Consider the following 17,733-nt stretch of genomic DNA (forward strand, 5'->3'; position numbering starts at 1 on the left):
AAGTATGCCAGGCAGAACAGACGACAAAATACGCTGCTCATTTTGCGGCAAGACACAGGATCAGGTTAGAAAACTGATCGCTGGCACAGATAATGTATATATCTGCGATGACTGTATCGAACTCTGCTCGGAGATTCTGGAAGAGGAATTTGCCGATCAGGAAAAAGGACCGGATTTCAGCGGAATCAACCTGCTGAAGCCGAAGGAAATCAAAGAATTTCTCGATGAGTATGTCATCGGACAGGACGACGCCAAGAAGGTGCTCTCCGTAGCAGTTTATAACCATTACAAGAGAGTTATGTCCAAGTCCACGCAGGATGTAGAGCTTCAGAAGAGCAACATCCTGATGCTCGGACCGACCGGTTCCGGTAAGACATACCTGGCGCAGACGCTGGCGAAGATCTTAAATGTACCGTTTGCCATCGCGGATGCGACCACTCTGACCGAGGCTGGATATGTCGGCGAGGATGTAGAGAACATTCTCTTGAAGATCATCCAGGCGGCTGATTACGACGTCAGCAAGGCAGAGTACGGCATCATTTATATTGATGAGATTGATAAAATTACGAAGAAGTCTGAAAATGTATCTATCACCCGCGATGTATCGGGCGAGGGTGTACAGCAGGCGCTTTTAAAGATTCTGGAAGGAACCATTGCCAGTGTTCCGCCGCAGGGCGGCAGAAAGCATCCGCAGCAGGAACTGATTCAGATCGATACGACCAACATCCTGTTCATCTGCGGCGGTGCATTTGACGGTCTGGAGAAGATCATCGACAGCCGTTTAGGTGCCGGTTCCATCGGATTTAACTCCGATATTGTGGATCGCAAGCATCAGGATATCGATGAGCTTCTGAAACAGGTAATGCCGCAGGATCTGACGAAGTTTGGTCTGATTCCGGAGTTTATCGGTCGTGTGCCAATCACGGTATCGCTCCAGACGCTCAATGAGGAGGCGCTGGTCCGCATTTTAAGAGAGCCGAAGAATGCGCTGATCAAGCAGTATCAGGCGCTTCTCGATCTGGACGGCGTGAAGCTGGAGTTCACGGATGATGCGCTGATGGCGATCGCCCACATGGCAGTCGAGAGAAAGACGGGAGCCAGAGGACTTCGTTCTATCATGGAGTCCCTGATGATGGATACCATGTATGAGATTCCGTCCGATTCCACGATCGGCATCTGCACGATTACCAAAGACGTAGTCGAGGGAAAGAGTGCGCCGGAGCTGGTATATCGCGACAATACGGTGCCCCGCAAGTCTTTTACAGGACGTTCTAAGAAAGACAGAACCGGCGAGATTGCGTAAATGTAAAGGAAAATAAATGCAGCAGCTTGAGAATGGCGGCTGTTAATGGGGTCTGTGAGATGGCGAACTGCCATAGGCAGACCCCTGTTTTTCTTTTCACAGGAAATAACGATACGTTTGATGTAAGAAAGATAAAGGTGTTATGGAAGATAAGAAACTGACAATGCCGATGATCGCGCTGCGCGGACTGACCGTGCTGCCGCAGATGACGGTAAATTTCGATATCATCCGGGATAAATCCATCGCGGCGGTGGAGCAGGCTATGGTGGGCGATCAGCGAGTATTTCTGGCGACGCAGAAGCAGCCGGATGAGGTGATCCCGGATATTGATGGGATTTTTCAGGTAGGAACGATTGGCTACGTGAAACAGCTTGTCAAGATGCCGGGCGGCATGGTGCGCGTCACGGTGGAAGGGCAGGAGAGAGCCAAGCTTCTGGAGATGGAGAAGGGCGAGTCATGCTGCACTGCGATCGTGGAGATTCTGGATCCGGTCGAGGACGATCTGGACACGATTCAGAAAGAGGCGATGCTCCGGATTCTGAAAGAAAAGCTGGAAGAATACGGAAAATTAAATGTGGCAGCGGGACGTGAAGTATTAAGTCCGTTGATTGCACAGCCAGATCTGACCGAATTAATGAACCAGATATCAGCCCAGTTCCCGTGGAACTATGAAGCGCGCCAGTCGGTGCTGGAATGCCGGACGCTGACGGAGATGTATGAGACAGAGCTGCAGCTTCTGCTGACGGAATTAGAGGTTTACCGCGTGAAACGCGAGTTTCAGACGAAGGTAAGGGCGGCGCTGGATAAAAATCAGCGTGATTATATTCTGCGGGAACAGCTGCGTGTGATCCGGGAGGAGCTGGGAGAGGAAAATCCGGTCTCTGATGCGGATGAGATGAAGGAACAGTTGAAGAAGATCAAAGCCAGCGTGGAAGTAAAGGAGCGGATCCGCAAGGAGATCAACCGTTTCCAGAATATGCCGGCTGGCAGCCAGGATGCGAATGTGATCCGGACATATCTGGAAACGGTGCTGGAACTGCCGTGGAACAAAATGACGAAGGATAACGCGAGCCTGAAGCATGCGGAAGAGATTCTGGAAGCCGACCATTATGGTCTGGAAAAGGTCAAAGAGCGCGTGCTGGAATACCTGGCAGTCCGCATCCTGACGAAGAAGGGCACCAGCCCGATCCTTTGTCTGGTGGGACCGCCTGGAACCGGTAAAACTTCGATCGCTCGTTCGATTGCGAAGGCGATGGGACGCAAATATGTCCGCATCAGCCTGGGCGGCGTGCGCGACGAGGCGGAGATCCGCGGTCACAGAAAGACCTACGTCGGCGCGATGCCGGGACGCATCGTGGAAGGGCTCAAGCAGGCAGGGGTTGCCAATCCGCTGATGCTGCTGGATGAGATCGACAAAGTCAGCAGTGATTATAAGGGAGATACATCCTCGGCGCTCTTAGAGGTGCTGGACAGCGAGCAGAATGTGAAATTCCGCGACCATTATGTGGAGATCCCGATTGACCTGTCGGAGGTATTATTTATCGCGACGGCGAATACAACGCAGACGATCCCTGGACCGCTGCTGGACCGTATGGAGCTGATTGAAGTCAATAGTTACACGGAAAATGAAAAATATCACATTGCAAAAGACTATCTGATTCCGAAACAGCTGGAGAAGAATGGTCTTTCGAAGGAACAGTTAAATATCACGGGTCCGGCGCTGGAGAAAATGATTCACAGCTACACCAGGGAAGCTGGAGTCAGGAATCTGGAGCGCCGGGTTGGCGATATCTGCCGCAAGGCAGCCAGAGAGGTGCTGGAGAAGAAGAAACCGTCGATCCGAGTGACAGAGCGGAATCTGGATCATTATCTGGGACGCGAGAAAGTCTTCTTCGATGCAGCCGGAAATGAGGCACAGGTCGGTATCGTGCGCGGTCTGGCGTGGACGAGCGTCGGCGGCGATACACTGCAGATCGAGGTCAATGTCATGCCGGGCAAAGGCGTGCTGCAGATGACGGGTCAGATGGGCGATGTCATGAAGGAGTCGGCGCAGATTGCACTGACCTATGTGCGTTCGGTTGCATCTGATTACGGCGTGAAGGAGAACTATTTCGAGAAACACGATATTCACCTGCATATCCCGGAGGGCGCGGTGCCGAAGGATGGTCCGTCGGCCGGAATCACGATGGCAACGGCGATGCTGTCGGCGGTGACAGGACGGAAGGTACTGCCGCGTGTGGCGATGACCGGCGAGGTAACGCTGCGCGGTCATGTGCTGATGATCGGCGGTCTGAAAGAAAAACTGCTCGCAGCCCGCATGGCGCAGGTGGAAAAGGTACTGGTACCGGCGAAAAATCAGCCGGATGTCGAGGAACTTTCGAAGGAAATCACGAAAGGAATGGAGATCGTATACATCAAGGAGATGAACGAAGTCATCCGAGAGGCATTTGTACCGGAGAAATAGCGGTTTAGTAGGAGAAAAAATATGATTATAAAAGATGTAAATCTGGAAACCGTCTGCGGTATCACCAGTAAGCTGCCGGCAAATACACAGCCTGAATTCGCGTTTGCAGGCAAATCAAACGTCGGCAAATCGTCCCTGATCAATGCGCTGATGAACCGCCGATCCTATGCGAGAACATCCTCGCAGCCGGGCAAGACCCAGACGATCAATTTTTACCATATCAACGACGCGTTTTACTACGTCGATCTGCCAGGGTACGGCTACGCGCGCGCGAGCGTTGAGGTCAAGGCAAAGTGGGGCAAGATGATTGAGAATTATCTGCACAAATCGCAGATGCTTCGCTGCGTCTTCCTGCTGATTGATATCCGTCATGAGCCGTCTTCAAACGACAAACTCATGTACGACTGGATCGTTTCCCAGGGCTTCCAGCCGATCCTGATTGCGACCAAGGCTGACAAGATCAAGCGCAGCCAGCTCCAGAAACAGTTAAAGATTCTCAGAACAGGTCTGGGAGTCGGCACCGAAGTGATGATGATTCCGTTCTCCGCCGAGACAAAACAGGGCAGAGAAGAGATCTGGAACTATCTGGAGACGGAGATCTGGAAGGTGGAACATCCGGGGGAATAGATGCCGGTGGGTAATTGTTCACAGGTAGGAATTTTCTGAACTGAAAATTCCGTACGATACAGTTCCGGCAGCAGATTTTGCCGATTTGGAATGCGTAGCATCGGCAAAATCCCGTTGCTGAGCACACATGTGTGAACAGTAACGCCGGTGGAGAGTGCGGACGGCGAGAAATAGAATAGAGTTTTAGAAAAATTCGAAAAATAAACGTATAAACTGCGGTATCTGACCGGATATCAGGCGGCGCCTATCCTTGCGGGCGATGTCAAATATCTGGGCTGGGTGGCGCAGTTTTTTACGTTAGGATTTTTTGAGAGAATAAAACATATATTTCTGGAAAATATAAGAATTGAGGTAACTGTTCAGTAGGTCTGCGCATTTACTGCGCTGACCGTACGAAAACATGGGCCAGCAGGCAAAAATCCCATTGCCGTAGGCAATTTTTAATGGATTTTTGCGCGTGACTGTGAAGATACTGAACAGTTACGAATTGAGAAAAATAATAAGGCTATCTTGAAGTAAAAAGTGACAGGATGGAATTTAAGCCTTATAGTGGTGCGGGTTGTGATTGAGTTGTGAGATAGAAGGGAGCAGCCATGTTTGAAAATCGGACGGATCTGGCGTTGGAGGAGAGAGAAAGTTTTGAGGGGGATGGGGGCGAAATCGGCGGTGTGGCGCTGCGGGAATGGCGCTGTCATGGCAGTTCGATCCGGATGACGGAAGTCTCGATTTTGAACGAAAAAGGTGCGGAATCAATGGGAAAGCCGATGGGAACCTACCTGACGATGGAAGATCCGGGGCTGTCGGAGACAGAGGACGCATACTGTGAGGCGGCTGCCGGGGAGTTAGGACGGCAGCTGGCGTCTCTGATCCGGAAAAACTGTGCTTCAACCATGGCCGGACTTTCGATTCTGGTAGCGGGACTGGGAAACCGGCAGGTGACGCCGGATTCGCTGGGACCGCGCGTGGTGGATGGGCTTTCGATGAACCGCCATCTGCGGACGGAGCCAGGCAGAAGAAATGGCACATACCTCTATACGGCTGAGAAAGCGGGGCGGACGGTGCATCCGGTTCTCAGCGGTATCCATCCAGGGGTGATGGCACAGACAGGGATGGAGACGGCAGAAATTGTCCGCGGCGTCGTGCGGGAGAGCCGCCCGGATCTGGTGATCGCGGTCGACGCGCTGGCGGCGCGAAACGTCCACCGTCTGGCAAGCACCATTCAGCTGACGGATACAGGAATTCATCCGGGTTCCGGCGTCGGCAACCACCGCCGGGGAATGACGCGGGAAAATCTCGGCGTGCCGGTAATCGCGATCGGCGTTCCGACGGTTGTGGGCGCGGCGGCGATCGTTCACGGGACGGTCAATGCGTTAGTGCGGACACTAACCGCCTCAAAAGAGGGCAGCCGGTACGGTGAATACATCCGGGAACTGGATTCGGACAGCCAGTATGAGCTGATCCGGGAACTTCTGGAACCTGAATTTGGAGCGATGTTTGTGACCCCGCAGGACATGGACGAGCGTATCTGCAAGCTGAGCGCTGCAATCGCCGAGGGGATCCGGCGGGCAATGGAACGGCTGGAGGAAGAAAGATAACACTGAAAAAAATGCCAGATTGAAAAACAGAACCAAACAGGAAACTACACTTTGCTAACCGCATAGGATAGAACAGGAAAGAAGGGAGATGAATGCGGTGCGGTGGTGGCAGAGGGCAGCCGGGCTCCTGATGGTTCTGTTTTTGCTGACAGTCGGCTGGAAGATGCGTGCATTCATCTGGACAGCTGTGCAGAATGCGGTGGTAAGGTCCTGGTATCCGGTCTGGGGGACTAATTTGCGGGATATACCAGATTCGGAGGATGGGAAAAGGCATAGACTTGCCGGGTGGAAGAAACAGACGCAGGGAGAAGCCGATCCGTCCTATTATAAATATCTGGAAGAACAGGAAGTCCGGCAGGAGTATACGGATTTCCTGGCACAGTTTTCCGGGAGTAGGCTGGTGGATGGAACTTTACTTGGAAAATGGAACGGGCTTGTTCATGAAAGTGGGAGACAGGGCGGCGGAGAGACGGACGAAGAGAGGCTGTATAGTGCTGGAAAGAATGGAGAAAAGACAGAGAGGGCAAATCCTGCCGCACTGGTGGACAGCCCGCGTCTGCGGAAAAAGCTGGAAGATTATGATTATCTGATCCAGCATTTTTTTACAATCCACCCGACGGCGTCGATTGACCGGAGCCTGATGAACGCAGAGACATTTTTGTCGATGGATCTGACAATCAGGAAGGACGAGGCGGACGGACCACAGATCTTGATTTATCATACCCATTCGCAGGAAAATTATAGAGATTATGCGGGAAGCGACGGAAAGGGCGCGGTGGTGTCTCTGGGGGAAGAGCTGGCAAAACGGCTGCGGGCGAAAGGATATCAGGTCTGGCACGATACAACTGCCTATGATATGAAGTCGGGGCATCTAGACCGGAGCCGTGCCTATACATATGCCTGCGAGGGTGTCACGAACCTTTTGCAGAAATACCCGTCGATTCAGGTGATTTTAGATGTGCACCGGGACGGTGTCAGCGAGCAGACGCATCTAGTCACGCAGATAGAAGGGAAACCAACGGCACAGATCATGTTTTTCAACGGTACCAGCGAGACGCCGGACGGACCGATTGAGTATCTGGCAAATCCCTGCCGGAAGGAAAATCTGGCGTTCAGTTTTCAGATGAAGTGGAATGCCGATCAGATATATCCTGGGTTTACGCGGACGATTTATTTAAAGGGGCTTCGTTACAATCTACATTTACGCCCGCGCTCGGCGTTGATTGAGGTCGGAGCACAGACGAATACATATGAAGAGGCGGTCAATGCGATGGATCCGCTGGCGCAGCTTCTGGATCAGGTGCTGACAGGCTAATGGCAAGGCTTTTAGTCAAGGCTTTTTCTATTTCAGGACTTGCGGCGTACCTGAAAAAATGGTATATTCATTTAGATCAGGTGTTATTTATTATAAAAGATGATTTTAAATAAAAAATAAGATATCGCAGCAAACATGTTGCTGCCAAACAAAGTGATACAGAGAGAGGAATGAACGGATGGCAATTATAGATCAGAGCAAAATCAGAAATTTCTGCATCATTGCACATATCGATCACGGCAAATCAACGCTGGCAGATCGTATTATTGAGATGACGGGACTTTTAACGAGCCGTGAGATGCAGGCGCAGGTGCTTGATAACATGGATCTGGAGCGGGAGAGAGGTATTACCATCAAGTCGCAGGCAGTCCGCACGGTATATAAGGCGAAAGACGGTCAGGAGTACATTTTTAACCTAATCGACACGCCTGGACATGTGGACTTTAACTACGAGGTTTCCCGAAGCCTGGCGGCGTGCGACGGTGCGATTCTGGTTGTGGATGCGGCACAGGGAATCGAGGCGCAGACGCTGGCGAATGTATATCTGGCGCTGGATCATGATCTGGAGGTCATTCCGGTGTTAAATAAGATCGATCTGCCGAGTGCGGATCCGGAGCGCGTGGCAGCGGAGATCGAGGATGTGATCGGTCTGGAGGCGTCAGATGCACCGCGTATTTCTGCGAAGACCGGCTTAAATGTCGAGGCAGTTCTGGAGGAGATCGTGCAGAAGATCCCGGCACCGGCGGGCGATCCGGAGGCATCGTTGCAGGCGCTTATTTTCGACTCCCTGTATGATTCTTACAAGGGCGTTATCGTATTCTGCCGTGTGAAGAACGGTACGATCAAAAAAGGCACACGCATGAAAATGATGGCGACCGGAGCGGCTGCCGAGGTTGTGGAGGTTGGATATTTTGGCGCAGGTCAGTTTATTCCGTGCGAAGAGCTTTCAGCCGGTATGGTTGGCTATGTGACTGCCAGTATTAAAAATGTGCAGGATACCCGCGTGGGCGATACGATTACCGATCTGGACAACCCATGTGCAGAGCCGCTTCCGGGTTACAAGAAGGTAACGCCGATGGTATACTGCGGTCTTTATCCGGCGGATGGTGCGAAATATCCGGATCTGCGGGACGCGCTGGAAAAATTGCAGCTCAACGATGCAGCGCTCTATTTTGAGCCAGAGACATCGGTAGCGCTGGGCTTTGGTTTCCGGTGTGGTTTCCTGGGGCTTCTCCATCTGGATATTATCCAGGAACGCCTGGAACGCGAGTACAATCTGGATCTTGTGACAACGGCGCCAGGTGTTGTATACAGGGTGCACAAGACGAACGGCGATATGATTGAGCTGACAAACCCGTCAAACCTCCCGGATCCGTCCGAGATTGCCTATATGGAAGAGCCGATCGTGTCGGCGGAGATCATGGTTACGACCGAGTTTGTCGGTGCGATCATGACGCTGTGCCAGGAGCGCCGCGGCGTTTACCTGGGAATGGAGTATATTGAGGCGAGCCGTGCGCTGCTGAAATATGAACTTCCGTTAAATGAGATTATTTATGATTTCTTCGATGCATTGAAATCGCGCTCCCGCGGTTACGCGTCGTTTGATTATGAGTTAAAGGGCTACGAGGAATCCAAGCTGGTAAAACTGGATATTCTCGTCAACCGCGAGGAAGTGGACGCGCTCTCTTTCATCGTATTCGAAGGTTCGGCATATGAGCGCGGCAGAAAAATGTGCGAGAAGCTCAAGGATGAGATTCCGCGTCATTTATTTGAGATTCCAATCCAGGCGGCGGTCGGTGGAAAGATCATTGCCCGCGAGACGGTCAAGGCAATGCGGAAGGACGTTCTGGCAAAATGCTACGGTGGCGATATTTCCCGAAAGAGAAAACTTCTGGAGAAGCAGAAGGAAGGAAAGAAACGTATGCGTCAGATCGGAAACGTAGAGATTCCGCAGAAGGCATTTATGAGCGTCCTGAAGCTGGACGAGGAATAATGGAATTATATATACACATCCCGTTCTGCGTCCGCAAATGCCGCTACTGTGATTTTCTCTCGTTTGCGTCCGATGCGTGCGTGCGGGAGAAATATGTGGATCAGCTGATCCGGGAGATTGAAAGCATTCCGGAAGAGGATGCAGGGCAGTGTCCTGAAAATGCGGCGCCGCGGCTAAATCTGGCAGGGCGGACGGTGGAGACGATCTTTATCGGCGGCGGAACGCCGTCTCTGCTTCCGCCATCGGCGGTTGAGCGGATTCTGGCAGCCGTCCGGCAGGTCTTTCGGGTAGAGCCGGATGCGGAGATCACGATGGAGGCGAATCCGGGGACATTGACACCAGATTCGGCAGCCGGTTACCGGAATGCAGGGGTCAGCCGCCTGAGTCTGGGGCTGCAGTCGGCTTCGGAGGAGGAATTGCGGCTTTTAGGGCGGATTCATACGCGGGAGCAGTTTTTGCAGAGCTTTCGTGCTGCGCGGGACGCTGGATTTGACAATATCAATGTCGATCTGATGTCGGCGCTTCCGGGACAGTCGGAGGAGAGCTGGCAGGAGACGTTGCGGTTCGTCTGCAGCCTTGAACCGGAACACATTTCCGCGTACAGCCTGATTGTGGAAGAAGGCACGCCGTTATATGAAGAGTACGGGGAGATGTGCGCGGATCTGGAGAAATACGGCGATTATGCCTCGATGCCAAAGCGTTTACAGACGAAGTATGAAGACTGCAAATGTCTGCCGGATGAGGAGACAGACCGGAATATGTACCATCATACGAAAACAACGCTGGCGAAGCGGGGCTATGAGCGGTATGAGATTTCCAATTATGCCAGACCGGGCTATGCCTGCCGCCACAACATCGGTTACTGGACCGGCGTGGAGTATCTGGGGCTTGGTCTGGGGGCGTCCTCGCTGGCGGGCGGGAAACGCTTTCAGGTGACGGCGGATTTGAACCGTTATCTGACGTTTACGAAAGAAGAGTTGGCAGCGGGCGCACAGTATGAGGAAATACACGAAGTGAGCCGTCAGGAGCGGATGGAAGAATTTATGTTTCTGGGGCTGCGGCTGACCGGCGGCGTCTGTACGGCAGAGTTTGAACGCCGGTTTGGCGTGACGATGGAAGCGGTGTACGGCGAGGTGATCGAGAGGCTTTTGAAAGAAGGATTGCTGGAAGCGTCAGCCCAAACAGATAGCCATATCCGCCTGACGGAATATGGTTTGGATGTCAGTACCTATGCACTGGCGGAGTTTTTGCAATAAGAATAGAAATGTACGCCCGGAGCGCTTTTTGACACCTGTTTTGCGACGGCAGGAGGAATTTGGGCGTGCATGAAAATTTTGGAGGATGTAGCATGGATTGCACGATACTGCAGTTTATAATCGTCTGCCCGATGGTATTTCTGGCAGGCTTTGTGGATGCGATCGCAGGGGGAGGCGGATTGATTTCACTTCCGGCGTACCTGATCGCCGGGGTTCCGACCCATATGGCGCTTGGAACCAACAAAATGAGTTCCATGATGGGAACGGCAATCGCCACCGGGCGGTTTGCCAAAAACGGTTACATACAGTTTAAAAAGGTGGTTTGGTTTATCGTGGCGGCGCTGATCGGTTCTTCGATCGGTTCGAACCTGACTTTGTTAGTCAGCGATAAGATTTTACAGTATATGATGATCGTGATTCTTCCGATTGTAGCATTTTATGTTATGCGGAATAAGAAAATGGGCGATGATTCGCTGGCGGGCACCCTGCCGGAGCGGAAATCATTCCTGATTGCGCTGGCATCCGCGCTGATCATCGGTATCTATGACGGCTTTTACGGACCGGGAACCGGAACTTTCCTGCTGCTGGTGCTCACGGGAGCGGCGCGCTATACGATGAAAGAGGCGGCGGGTACGACAAAGGCGATCAATCTTTCGTCCAATGTGGCGGCGTTTGTCACATTTGTGATTCACGGCAAGATCATTTACACGCTGGGACTGGCTGCGGCGATCTGCAGTATTTTAGGAAATTATATCGGTTCCGGCCTGGTATTGGGAAATGGACAGAAGATCGTGCGCCCGCTGATTCTGGTAGTGCTGGCGATCCTGTTTGTGAAGATTTTATTGGGAAATTAGAAAAGAAAATTAGAACGATTAGGCGGATTCATTCGTTTGACAGTTACTGTTCACGCATACGTGCCCAGTAACGGAATTTGCCGTGGCTTCGCATTTAAATACGGCAAATTCCTGCCACCACCACGTTTTCTTACGGCACTTTCGGTTCCAAAAGTGCCTACCTGTGAACAGTAACGTTTGACACATTTACAGTGAAAATGATGCAAAAATAGCTGCGTGATGAAACGTGAATATTTGGATGATAAGTCATTTCAATAAAGAGAGGTAACGAACATGAAATGGAAGAAATTTACGTTGACGACCACCACAGAGGCGGTGGATCTCATCAGCTACACATTGGATGAGCTCGGCATCGAGGGTATTGAGATTGAGGACAATATCCCGCTGACCGAGAAAGAGACGAAGGGAATGTTCATCGACATTCTGCCGGAGCTTCCGCCGGATGAGGGCGTGGCAAAGGTAAGTTTTTATCTCGATGAGGACGATGATATCCCGGCGATGATGGCAAAAGTCAAAGAGGCACTGGAAGAATTGAAGCCGTTTACCGATTTGGGAGCCTGCACGTTTGCAGAATCCGAGACGGAGGATAAGGACTGGATCAACAACTGGAAACAGTATTTCAAACCGTTTACGGTCGATCACATCCTCATCAAGCCGACCTGGGAGACAGTGCCGGAGGAGCACAAGGACAAGCTGCTGATTCAGATCGATCCGGGTACGGCGTTTGGTACGGGCATGCATGAGACAACGCAGCTGTGCATCCGCCAGCTCGAAAAATACGTGACACCGGATTCAGAGGTGCTTGATGTCGGAACCGGAAGCGGTATCTTAGGCATCACGGCGTTAAAACTGGGCGCAAAACACGTATTTGGAACGGATCTGGATGAAAATGCGATCACAGCCGTTGGCGAGAATCTGGAAGCAAACGGAATTGCACCGGAGCAGTTCAAGGTCGTACAGGGCAACATCATCGACGACAAGGCAGTGCAGGACGAAGTAAAATACGAGTATTACGACATTGCGGTTGCCAATATTCTTGCAGACGTTATCATCATGCTGCAGAAAGAGATCCCGGTTCATATTAAGAAAAATGGTATCTTCATCACATCGGGTATCATTGATATGAAGGAAGAGGCAGTCAAGGCGGCATTTGAGGCGAACGATGCCTTTGAGATTGTAGAGATCACCCATCAGGGCGAGTGGGTTTCTGTCACAGCGAGGAAGAAATAATCATGTACCATTTTTTTGTGGAACCGCACCAGATCGGGGCGGAAGAAATCCGGATTGAGGGCGCGGATGTCAACCATATCCGTAATGTCCTGCGGATGAAGCCGGGCGAGAAGATCATGATCAGCAGCCGTGAGGGCGGCGACTATTTCTGCCGTGTGGAAGAACTGGAACCAGAGTATGTTTCGGCAAAGATTCTGGAAGAACGGGAAAACAATGAGCTTCCGGCGCGGATTCACCTGTTCCAGGGACTTCCGAAGGGCGATAAGATGGAACTGATCATCCAGAAGGCGGTGGAGCTGGGCGTGTACCGGGTGATTCCGGTCAGCATGAAGCGCTCGGTTGTCAAGCTGGATGCGAAAAAAGCGGATGCGAAGGGAAAACGATGGAATGCGGTTTCTGAGAGCGCTGCGAAGCAGTCCAAGCGCAGCCTTATCCCGGAGGTGGCGCCGCTTATGACCTACAAAGAGGCGGTCAAAGAGGCAGCCGGGTACGATATGGTTCTTCTGCCGTATGAGTCGGCGGACGGCATCCGGAAAACGCGGGAACTGTTGGCGTCAGTCAAACCGGGCACGGATATCGCCGTTTTCATCGGTCCAGAGGGAGGTTTTGAGGACGAAGAAGTCGAGCTTGCCAGGGAAAACAGGGCGGAGATCGTAACGCTTGGAAAGAGAATTTTGCGGACGGAGACGGCAGGCTTGTGTATGTTGTCGGCGCTGATGCTGCAGTTGGAAGTGTAATTGGAAAATTACAAAGGAGATAGAGATAAAAATGGAAGCCTATTTTGATAATTCAGCTACCACCAAGGTGCTGGACTGCGTGAAGGATGCGGTCGTTGATGCGATGTGTGTCAACTACGGAAACGCGGCGGCGAAGCACAGAAAAGGTGTGGAAGCAGAAAATTTGATTCGCGAGGCAAAGAAGGCGATCACGGATACATTGAAAGTGCAGGAGAAGGAGATTCTCTTTACTTCCGGCGGAACAGAGTCGAACAATACGGCGTTGATCGGCACGGCGCTGGCAAACCGCAGAGCCGGAAAACATCTTATCACGACCGGCGTGGAACATCCGTCGATCTACAATACGATGTCATTTCTGGAGGAGATGGGCTTTGAGGTGACCTATCTTCCGGTCGATCATCTGGGACATATTTCTCTGGAGGATCTGGAAAAAGCTATCCGCGAGGACACGATCCTGGTGTCTGTGATGTACGTCAATAACGAGGTCGGAGCAGTAGAGCCGATCGAGGCGATCAGCCAGTGCATTAAGAAGAAAAATCCGAAGACATTGTTCCATGTTGATGCGATCCAGGCATACGGAAAATATAAGATCCGTCCGAAAAAACAGGGAATAGACCTGCTTTCTGTCAGCGGACACAAAATCCATGCGCCGAAGGGCGTCGGATTTCTCTATATCCGCGACGGTGTCAAGATCCGCCCGATTCTGTTTGGCGGCGGCCAGCAGAAGGGCATGCGTTCCGGTACGGAAAATGTGCCGGGGTGTGTCGGACTCGGCGTGGCAGCGCGCGAGGCGTACAAAGATTTTGATGCGCGCATTGAAAAGCTGTATACACTCCGGGAACGCCTGATTGCGGGATTGAAACCGCTCGGCGGCGTTACCATCAACGGCAGTGAGGATCGCACCAACGCGCCGCAGATCGTCAGCGCAAGCTTTGAGGGCGTCCGCAGCGAGGTACTTCTCCACGCACTGGAGGACAAAGGGGTTTATGTATCGTCCGGTTCCGCCTGCTCGTCCAATCATCCGGGCATCAGTGGTACTTTAAAGGGAATCGGCGTGAAAAAAGAACTTCTCGATTCGACGATCCGGTTCAGTCTGGGCGATCTGAATGTTGAGGAAGAAGTAGACTATGCGATCGGCGTTCTGGGAGAGCTGCTTCCGGTACTTCGCCGTTACCAGATGAAATAAAATGGCTGTTTAAAGAATGGCTGTTCAGTTTTTTTGTGGGAAAGCAGAAGAATGACAGCCTGCTGTAGAAAGGAAATTCCATGTTTCATACATTTTTGATTAAATATGCGGAGATCGGCCTGAAAGGTAAAAACCGCTATGTATTCGAGGACGCGCTGGTGTCCCACATCCATCACTCGTTAAAACGTCTCGATGGAAAATTTACCGTAACCAAGGAGGCAGGGCGTATCTATGCGACCGCAGCTGAAGAATTTGATTACGATGAGGTCATCGACGCACTGAAAAAGGTATTCGGTATTGCGGCGATCTGTCCGATGGTCCAGTTAGAGGACAACGGTTACGACGATCTGAAAGCGAAGATTGTTGAGTATGTGGACAAAGCATATCCGGATAAACACTTTACGTTCAAGGTAAACACCCGCCGTGCAAACAAACAGTATCCGCATACCTCCGAGGAAGTCAACCGCGATCTCGGTGAGGTCATCCTGGACGCATTCCCGGAGACAAAGGTAGACGTACACAATCCGGATGTTCTTTTAAATGTGGAACTGCGTGCAAAACGTATCAACGTATACTCTCTGGTGATTCCGGGACCGGGCGGTATGCCGGTCGGAACCAATGGACGCGCGATGCTGCTTTTATCCGGCGGCATTGATAGCCCGGTAGCCGGATACATGATCGCAAAACGCGGCGTTACTATTGAGGCAACCTATTTCCATGCACCGCCATACACCAGCGACCGCGCAAAACAGAAAGTAGTCGATCTGGCAAAACAGGTAGCAAAATACGCAGGTCCGATCAAGTTAAATGTAGTCAATTTCACAGACATCCAGCTCTACATCTACGAGCAGTGCCCGCATGAGGAGCTGACGATTATCATGCGCCGCTACATGATGAAGATTGCGGAAGAGCTGGCGAAGAAAGACGACTGTCTCGGACTCATCACCGGCGAGAGCATCGGTCAGGTAGCATCCCAGACGGTTCATTCCCTGGCGGTTACCAATGCAGTCTGCACACTTCCGGTCTTCCGCCCGCTGATCGGTTTCGATAAACAGGATATCGTCGATATTTCCCTGAAAATTGGTACCTACGAGACATCGATCGAGCCGTATGAAGATTGCTGCACCATCTTCGTAGCCAAACACCCGGTTACCAAGCCGGTCCTGCACCTGATTGAAAAATCCGAGCGCAATCTGGAAGAGAAGATAGATGCGCTGGTAAAAGAGGCGATCGATACGGTTGAGGTTATCCGGTGCTAGTCATATAAAATAGAGGATTTGGAGGAACAACGATAATCCAGAGAAGCCGCTGGAGCCGTTCTTCCAAATCTAAAAAAGAACCGCTGCAAAGCGCGTTGCTTAACAGCGGTTTTTTTCGTTTCAAACAGAACCATCTCGATCGTTCTAATGGTTGCTATACAATGTACGGAGCCAGTGTCGTTAAGATCTCGTCAATCTGGTTCTCAGAATGGATGTTTAAATCAATCGGTTTGGACAGATCCAGACTGAAGATACCCATGATGGATTTAGCATCAATCACATAACGTCCGGAAACAAGGTCAAAATCTACGTCGAACTTCGCTAAGTCGTTGACGAAGGATTTAACTTTATCGATCGAGTTTAAAGAAATACGAACTGTTTTCATGAAAAAAACCTCCTCTATCTACAATAATACTTTTATACTACAAAGTAATCTGACAAAAGTCAAGAGAGGATTCAATTTAAAGGAGATAAAAATGAGAAAAGCGGCATTCCACAATCTGGGCTGCAAGGTGAACTCATATGAGACGGAAGCCATGCAGCAGCTCTTAGAGGATGCAGGATATGAGATTGTGCCGTTCCGGGAAGGAGCGGATGTTTATATTATCAACACGTGTTCCGTGACAAATGTCGCCGACCGGAAATCGCGCCAGATGCTGCACCGGGCAAAGAAAATGAACCCGTCGGCGGCTGTTGTGGCGGTCGGCTGTTATGTGCAGGCAGCAGGCGCGGAGCTAAAAAAAGATGAGGCGGTCGATCTGATCGTCGGCAATAACCAGAAAAAAGATCTGGTACAGATTCTGGATGATTATTTTGCAGATCACGAAAATAGCGGTGAGATTCTGGATATCGGACATTCACAGGAATACGAAGAACTCCATATCCGCCGGATTGCTGACCATACGCGTGCCTTTATCAAGGTACAGGACGGCTGCAACCAGTTTTGTAGCTATTGTATTATACCATATACGAGAGGACGCGTCCGCAGCCGCCGCCCGGAGGACATCGAGCGCGAGGTGCGCGGGATTGCGGAAGCCGGATACAAGGAAATTGTCTTGACAGGTATCCATTTAAGCTCCTATGGTGTCGATTTCAAGGATGAGCAGAAAGAAAATCTGCTGACTTTAATCAAACGTCTCGACCAGATTCCGGGCATTGAGCGCCTGCGCCTTGGTTCTCTTGAACCACGTATCGTAACCCGCGAATTTGCCAAAGAGCTGGCGAGTCTGCGGACCATCTGCCCGCACTTCCATCTGTCACTCCAGAGTGGCTGTGACGCGACCTTAAAGCGCATGAACCGCCGCTACAATGCTGCTGAATACCAGGTGTGCTGTGAAATTCTGCGGGAAGAATTTGACAATCCGGCGATCACGACCGATGTCATCGTAGGATTCCCGGGTGAGACCGAAGAAGAATTTGCTGAAACAGAGCGCTTCTTAAAAACGATCCATTTCTACGAGATGCATATATTCAAATACTCCCGCCGCGCAGCACCCGCGCCGCCGATATGCCGGATCAGGTATCAGAAGGAACCAAATCTGTCCGCAGCGATATCCTGCTGGCACTGGAAAAACAGCAGTCCGTAGAATACCGCGGGCGCTTCCTCGGAACTGAAGAAGAAATCCTTCTCGAAGAACCCATCGAGATCGACGGAACCAAATACATGATGGGACACACCCGCCAGTACGTCAAAGGTGCCGTTCCATACGAAGAAGGATTAAAAAATAAGACGGTGAAGGGAATCTTCACGAAGGCACTGAATGAAGAGGTGCTTTTACTGGAAAGTGAATAGAAGACCGTAAACGAAAAAACCAATGATACCCCCAAGATGGGATTCATTGGTTTTTTACATACATATAAAATTTCAAAAAATGACATAAATAGAATATATCGACTTAATAAATTAACCAGTAA

At 51.2% G+C, this 17,733-nt stretch carries 13 protein-coding genes and 1 pseudogene; 13 read left to right on the forward strand and 1 reads right to left on the reverse strand.

Annotated elements, in window-relative coordinates; all coding sequences use genetic code 11:
• Positions 1–4: 4 nt before the first annotated feature.
• The 12 genes from clpX to thiI all read left to right on the forward strand — a co-directional run bounded on the left by clpX (position 5) and on the right by thiI (position 15,819).
• Positions 5–1,303 carry an ATP-dependent Clp protease ATP-binding subunit ClpX gene (clpX, locus tag DWZ16_RS05030; protein WP_117795072.1) on the forward strand — a complete coding sequence of 433 codons (1,299 nt, stop codon included), beginning with the start codon at positions 5–7 and terminating at the stop codon, positions 1,301–1,303.
• 142 nt (positions 1,304–1,445) lie between these two features.
• Positions 1,446–3,767 carry an endopeptidase La gene (gene lon, locus DWZ16_RS05035; RefSeq protein ID WP_118522393.1) on the forward strand — a complete coding sequence of 774 codons (2,322 nt, stop codon included), beginning with the start codon at positions 1,446–1,448 and terminating at the stop codon, positions 3,765–3,767.
• A gap of 21 nt (positions 3,768–3,788) precedes the next feature.
• Complete coding sequence (gene yihA / locus DWZ16_RS05040) at positions 3,789–4,394, forward strand: ribosome biogenesis GTP-binding protein YihA/YsxC (protein ID WP_107001606.1); 606 nt, start codon at positions 3,789–3,791, stop codon at positions 4,392–4,394.
• Between the two features lie 593 nt (positions 4,395–4,987).
• Positions 4,988–5,989 (forward strand): GPR endopeptidase, encoded by a 1,002-nt coding sequence (gene gpr / locus DWZ16_RS05045; RefSeq protein WP_118522394.1) that lies wholly within the window; start codon positions 4,988–4,990, stop codon positions 5,987–5,989.
• An 88-nt stretch (positions 5,990–6,077) separates the two neighbouring features.
• Positions 6,078–7,304 carry a stage II sporulation protein P gene (gene spoIIP / locus DWZ16_RS05050; protein WP_118522395.1) on the forward strand — a complete coding sequence of 409 codons (1,227 nt, stop codon included), beginning with the start codon at positions 6,078–6,080 and terminating at the stop codon, positions 7,302–7,304.
• A 178-nt stretch (positions 7,305–7,482) separates the two neighbouring features.
• Complete coding sequence (lepA, locus tag DWZ16_RS05055; protein ID WP_022359720.1) at positions 7,483–9,297, forward strand: translation elongation factor 4; 1,815 nt, start codon at positions 7,483–7,485, stop codon at positions 9,295–9,297.
• Positions 9,297–10,553: a radical SAM family heme chaperone HemW gene (gene hemW / locus DWZ16_RS05060; RefSeq protein WP_118522396.1), complete on the forward strand. Its 1,257-nt coding sequence runs from the start codon at positions 9,297–9,299 to the stop codon at positions 10,551–10,553. Before lepA ends, hemW begins: the two co-directional genes overlap by 1 nt.
• Positions 10,554–10,645: 92 nt before the next feature.
• A complete protein-coding gene (locus tag DWZ16_RS05065; protein WP_107001602.1) occupies positions 10,646–11,407 on the forward strand; it encodes a sulfite exporter TauE/SafE family protein in 762 nt (253 codons plus the stop codon).
• Positions 11,408–11,680: 273 nt separating this feature from the next.
• Complete coding sequence (prmA, locus tag DWZ16_RS05070) at positions 11,681–12,637, forward strand: 50S ribosomal protein L11 methyltransferase (protein ID WP_107001601.1); 957 nt, start codon at positions 11,681–11,683, stop codon at positions 12,635–12,637.
• Between the two features lie 2 nt (positions 12,638–12,639).
• The gene (locus DWZ16_RS05075; protein ID WP_118522397.1) at positions 12,640–13,374 is read left to right on the forward strand and encodes a 16S rRNA (uracil(1498)-N(3))-methyltransferase; all 735 of its coding nucleotides are present in this window, start codon (positions 12,640–12,642) and stop codon (positions 13,372–13,374) included.
• Positions 13,375–13,405: 31 nt separating this feature from the next.
• Positions 13,406–14,560: a cysteine desulfurase family protein gene (locus tag DWZ16_RS05080; protein ID WP_118522398.1), complete on the forward strand. Its 1,155-nt coding sequence runs from the start codon at positions 13,406–13,408 to the stop codon at positions 14,558–14,560.
• Positions 14,561–14,640: 80 nt separating this feature from the next.
• The gene (thiI, locus tag DWZ16_RS05085; protein ID WP_117795086.1) at positions 14,641–15,819 is read left to right on the forward strand and encodes a tRNA uracil 4-sulfurtransferase ThiI; all 1,179 of its coding nucleotides are present in this window, start codon (positions 14,641–14,643) and stop codon (positions 15,817–15,819) included.
• Between the two features lie 154 nt (positions 15,820–15,973).
• On the opposite strand, the gene DWZ16_RS05090 is transcribed toward thiI, so the two are convergent.
• The gene (locus DWZ16_RS05090; protein ID WP_022359725.1) at positions 15,974–16,204 is read right to left on the reverse strand and encodes an HPr family phosphocarrier protein; all 231 of its coding nucleotides are present in this window, start codon (positions 16,202–16,204) and stop codon (positions 15,974–15,976) included.
• 91 nt (positions 16,205–16,295) lie between these two features.
• Here DWZ16_RS05090 and mtaB point away from each other — a divergent pair.
• Positions 16,296–17,611 (forward strand): annotated as a pseudogene (mtaB, locus tag DWZ16_RS05095) (tRNA (N(6)-L-threonylcarbamoyladenosine(37)-C(2))-methylthiotransferase MtaB).
• Positions 17,612–17,733 lie beyond the last annotated feature (122 nt).

It is taken from the genome of Clostridium sp. AF29-8BH (assembly GCF_003478145.1).
GTDB classification, from domain to species: Bacteria; Bacillota; Clostridia; order Lachnospirales; family Lachnospiraceae; genus Otoolea; species Otoolea fessa.

Excerpts from the sequence above, each read along its gene's own strand:
- clpX (WP_117795072.1), top strand. The coding sequence starts at position 5 with ATGCCAGGCAGAACAGACGACAAAATACGCTGCTCATTTTGCGGCAAG.
- lon (WP_118522393.1), top strand. The coding sequence starts at position 1,446 with ATGGAAGATAAGAAACTGACAATGCCGATGATCGCGCTGCGCGGACTG.
- yihA (WP_107001606.1), top strand. The coding sequence starts at position 3,789 with ATGATTATAAAAGATGTAAATCTGGAAACCGTCTGCGGTATCACCAGT.
- gpr (WP_118522394.1), top strand. The coding sequence starts at position 4,988 with ATGTTTGAAAATCGGACGGATCTGGCGTTGGAGGAGAGAGAAAGTTTT.
- spoIIP (WP_118522395.1), top strand. The coding sequence starts at position 6,078 with ATGAATGCGGTGCGGTGGTGGCAGAGGGCAGCCGGGCTCCTGATGGTT.
- lepA (WP_022359720.1), top strand. The coding sequence starts at position 7,483 with ATGGCAATTATAGATCAGAGCAAAATCAGAAATTTCTGCATCATTGCA.
- hemW (WP_118522396.1), top strand. The coding sequence starts at position 9,297 with ATGGAATTATATATACACATCCCGTTCTGCGTCCGCAAATGCCGCTAC.
- DWZ16_RS05065 (WP_107001602.1), top strand. The coding sequence starts at position 10,646 with ATGGATTGCACGATACTGCAGTTTATAATCGTCTGCCCGATGGTATTT.
- prmA (WP_107001601.1), top strand. The coding sequence starts at position 11,681 with ATGAAATGGAAGAAATTTACGTTGACGACCACCACAGAGGCGGTGGAT.
- DWZ16_RS05075 (WP_118522397.1), top strand. The coding sequence starts at position 12,640 with ATGTACCATTTTTTTGTGGAACCGCACCAGATCGGGGCGGAAGAAATC.
- DWZ16_RS05080 (WP_118522398.1), top strand. The coding sequence starts at position 13,406 with ATGGAAGCCTATTTTGATAATTCAGCTACCACCAAGGTGCTGGACTGC.
- thiI (WP_117795086.1), top strand. The coding sequence starts at position 14,641 with ATGTTTCATACATTTTTGATTAAATATGCGGAGATCGGCCTGAAAGGT.
- DWZ16_RS05090 (WP_022359725.1), bottom strand. The coding sequence starts at position 16,204 with ATGAAAACAGTTCGTATTTCTTTAAACTCGATCGATAAAGTTAAATCC.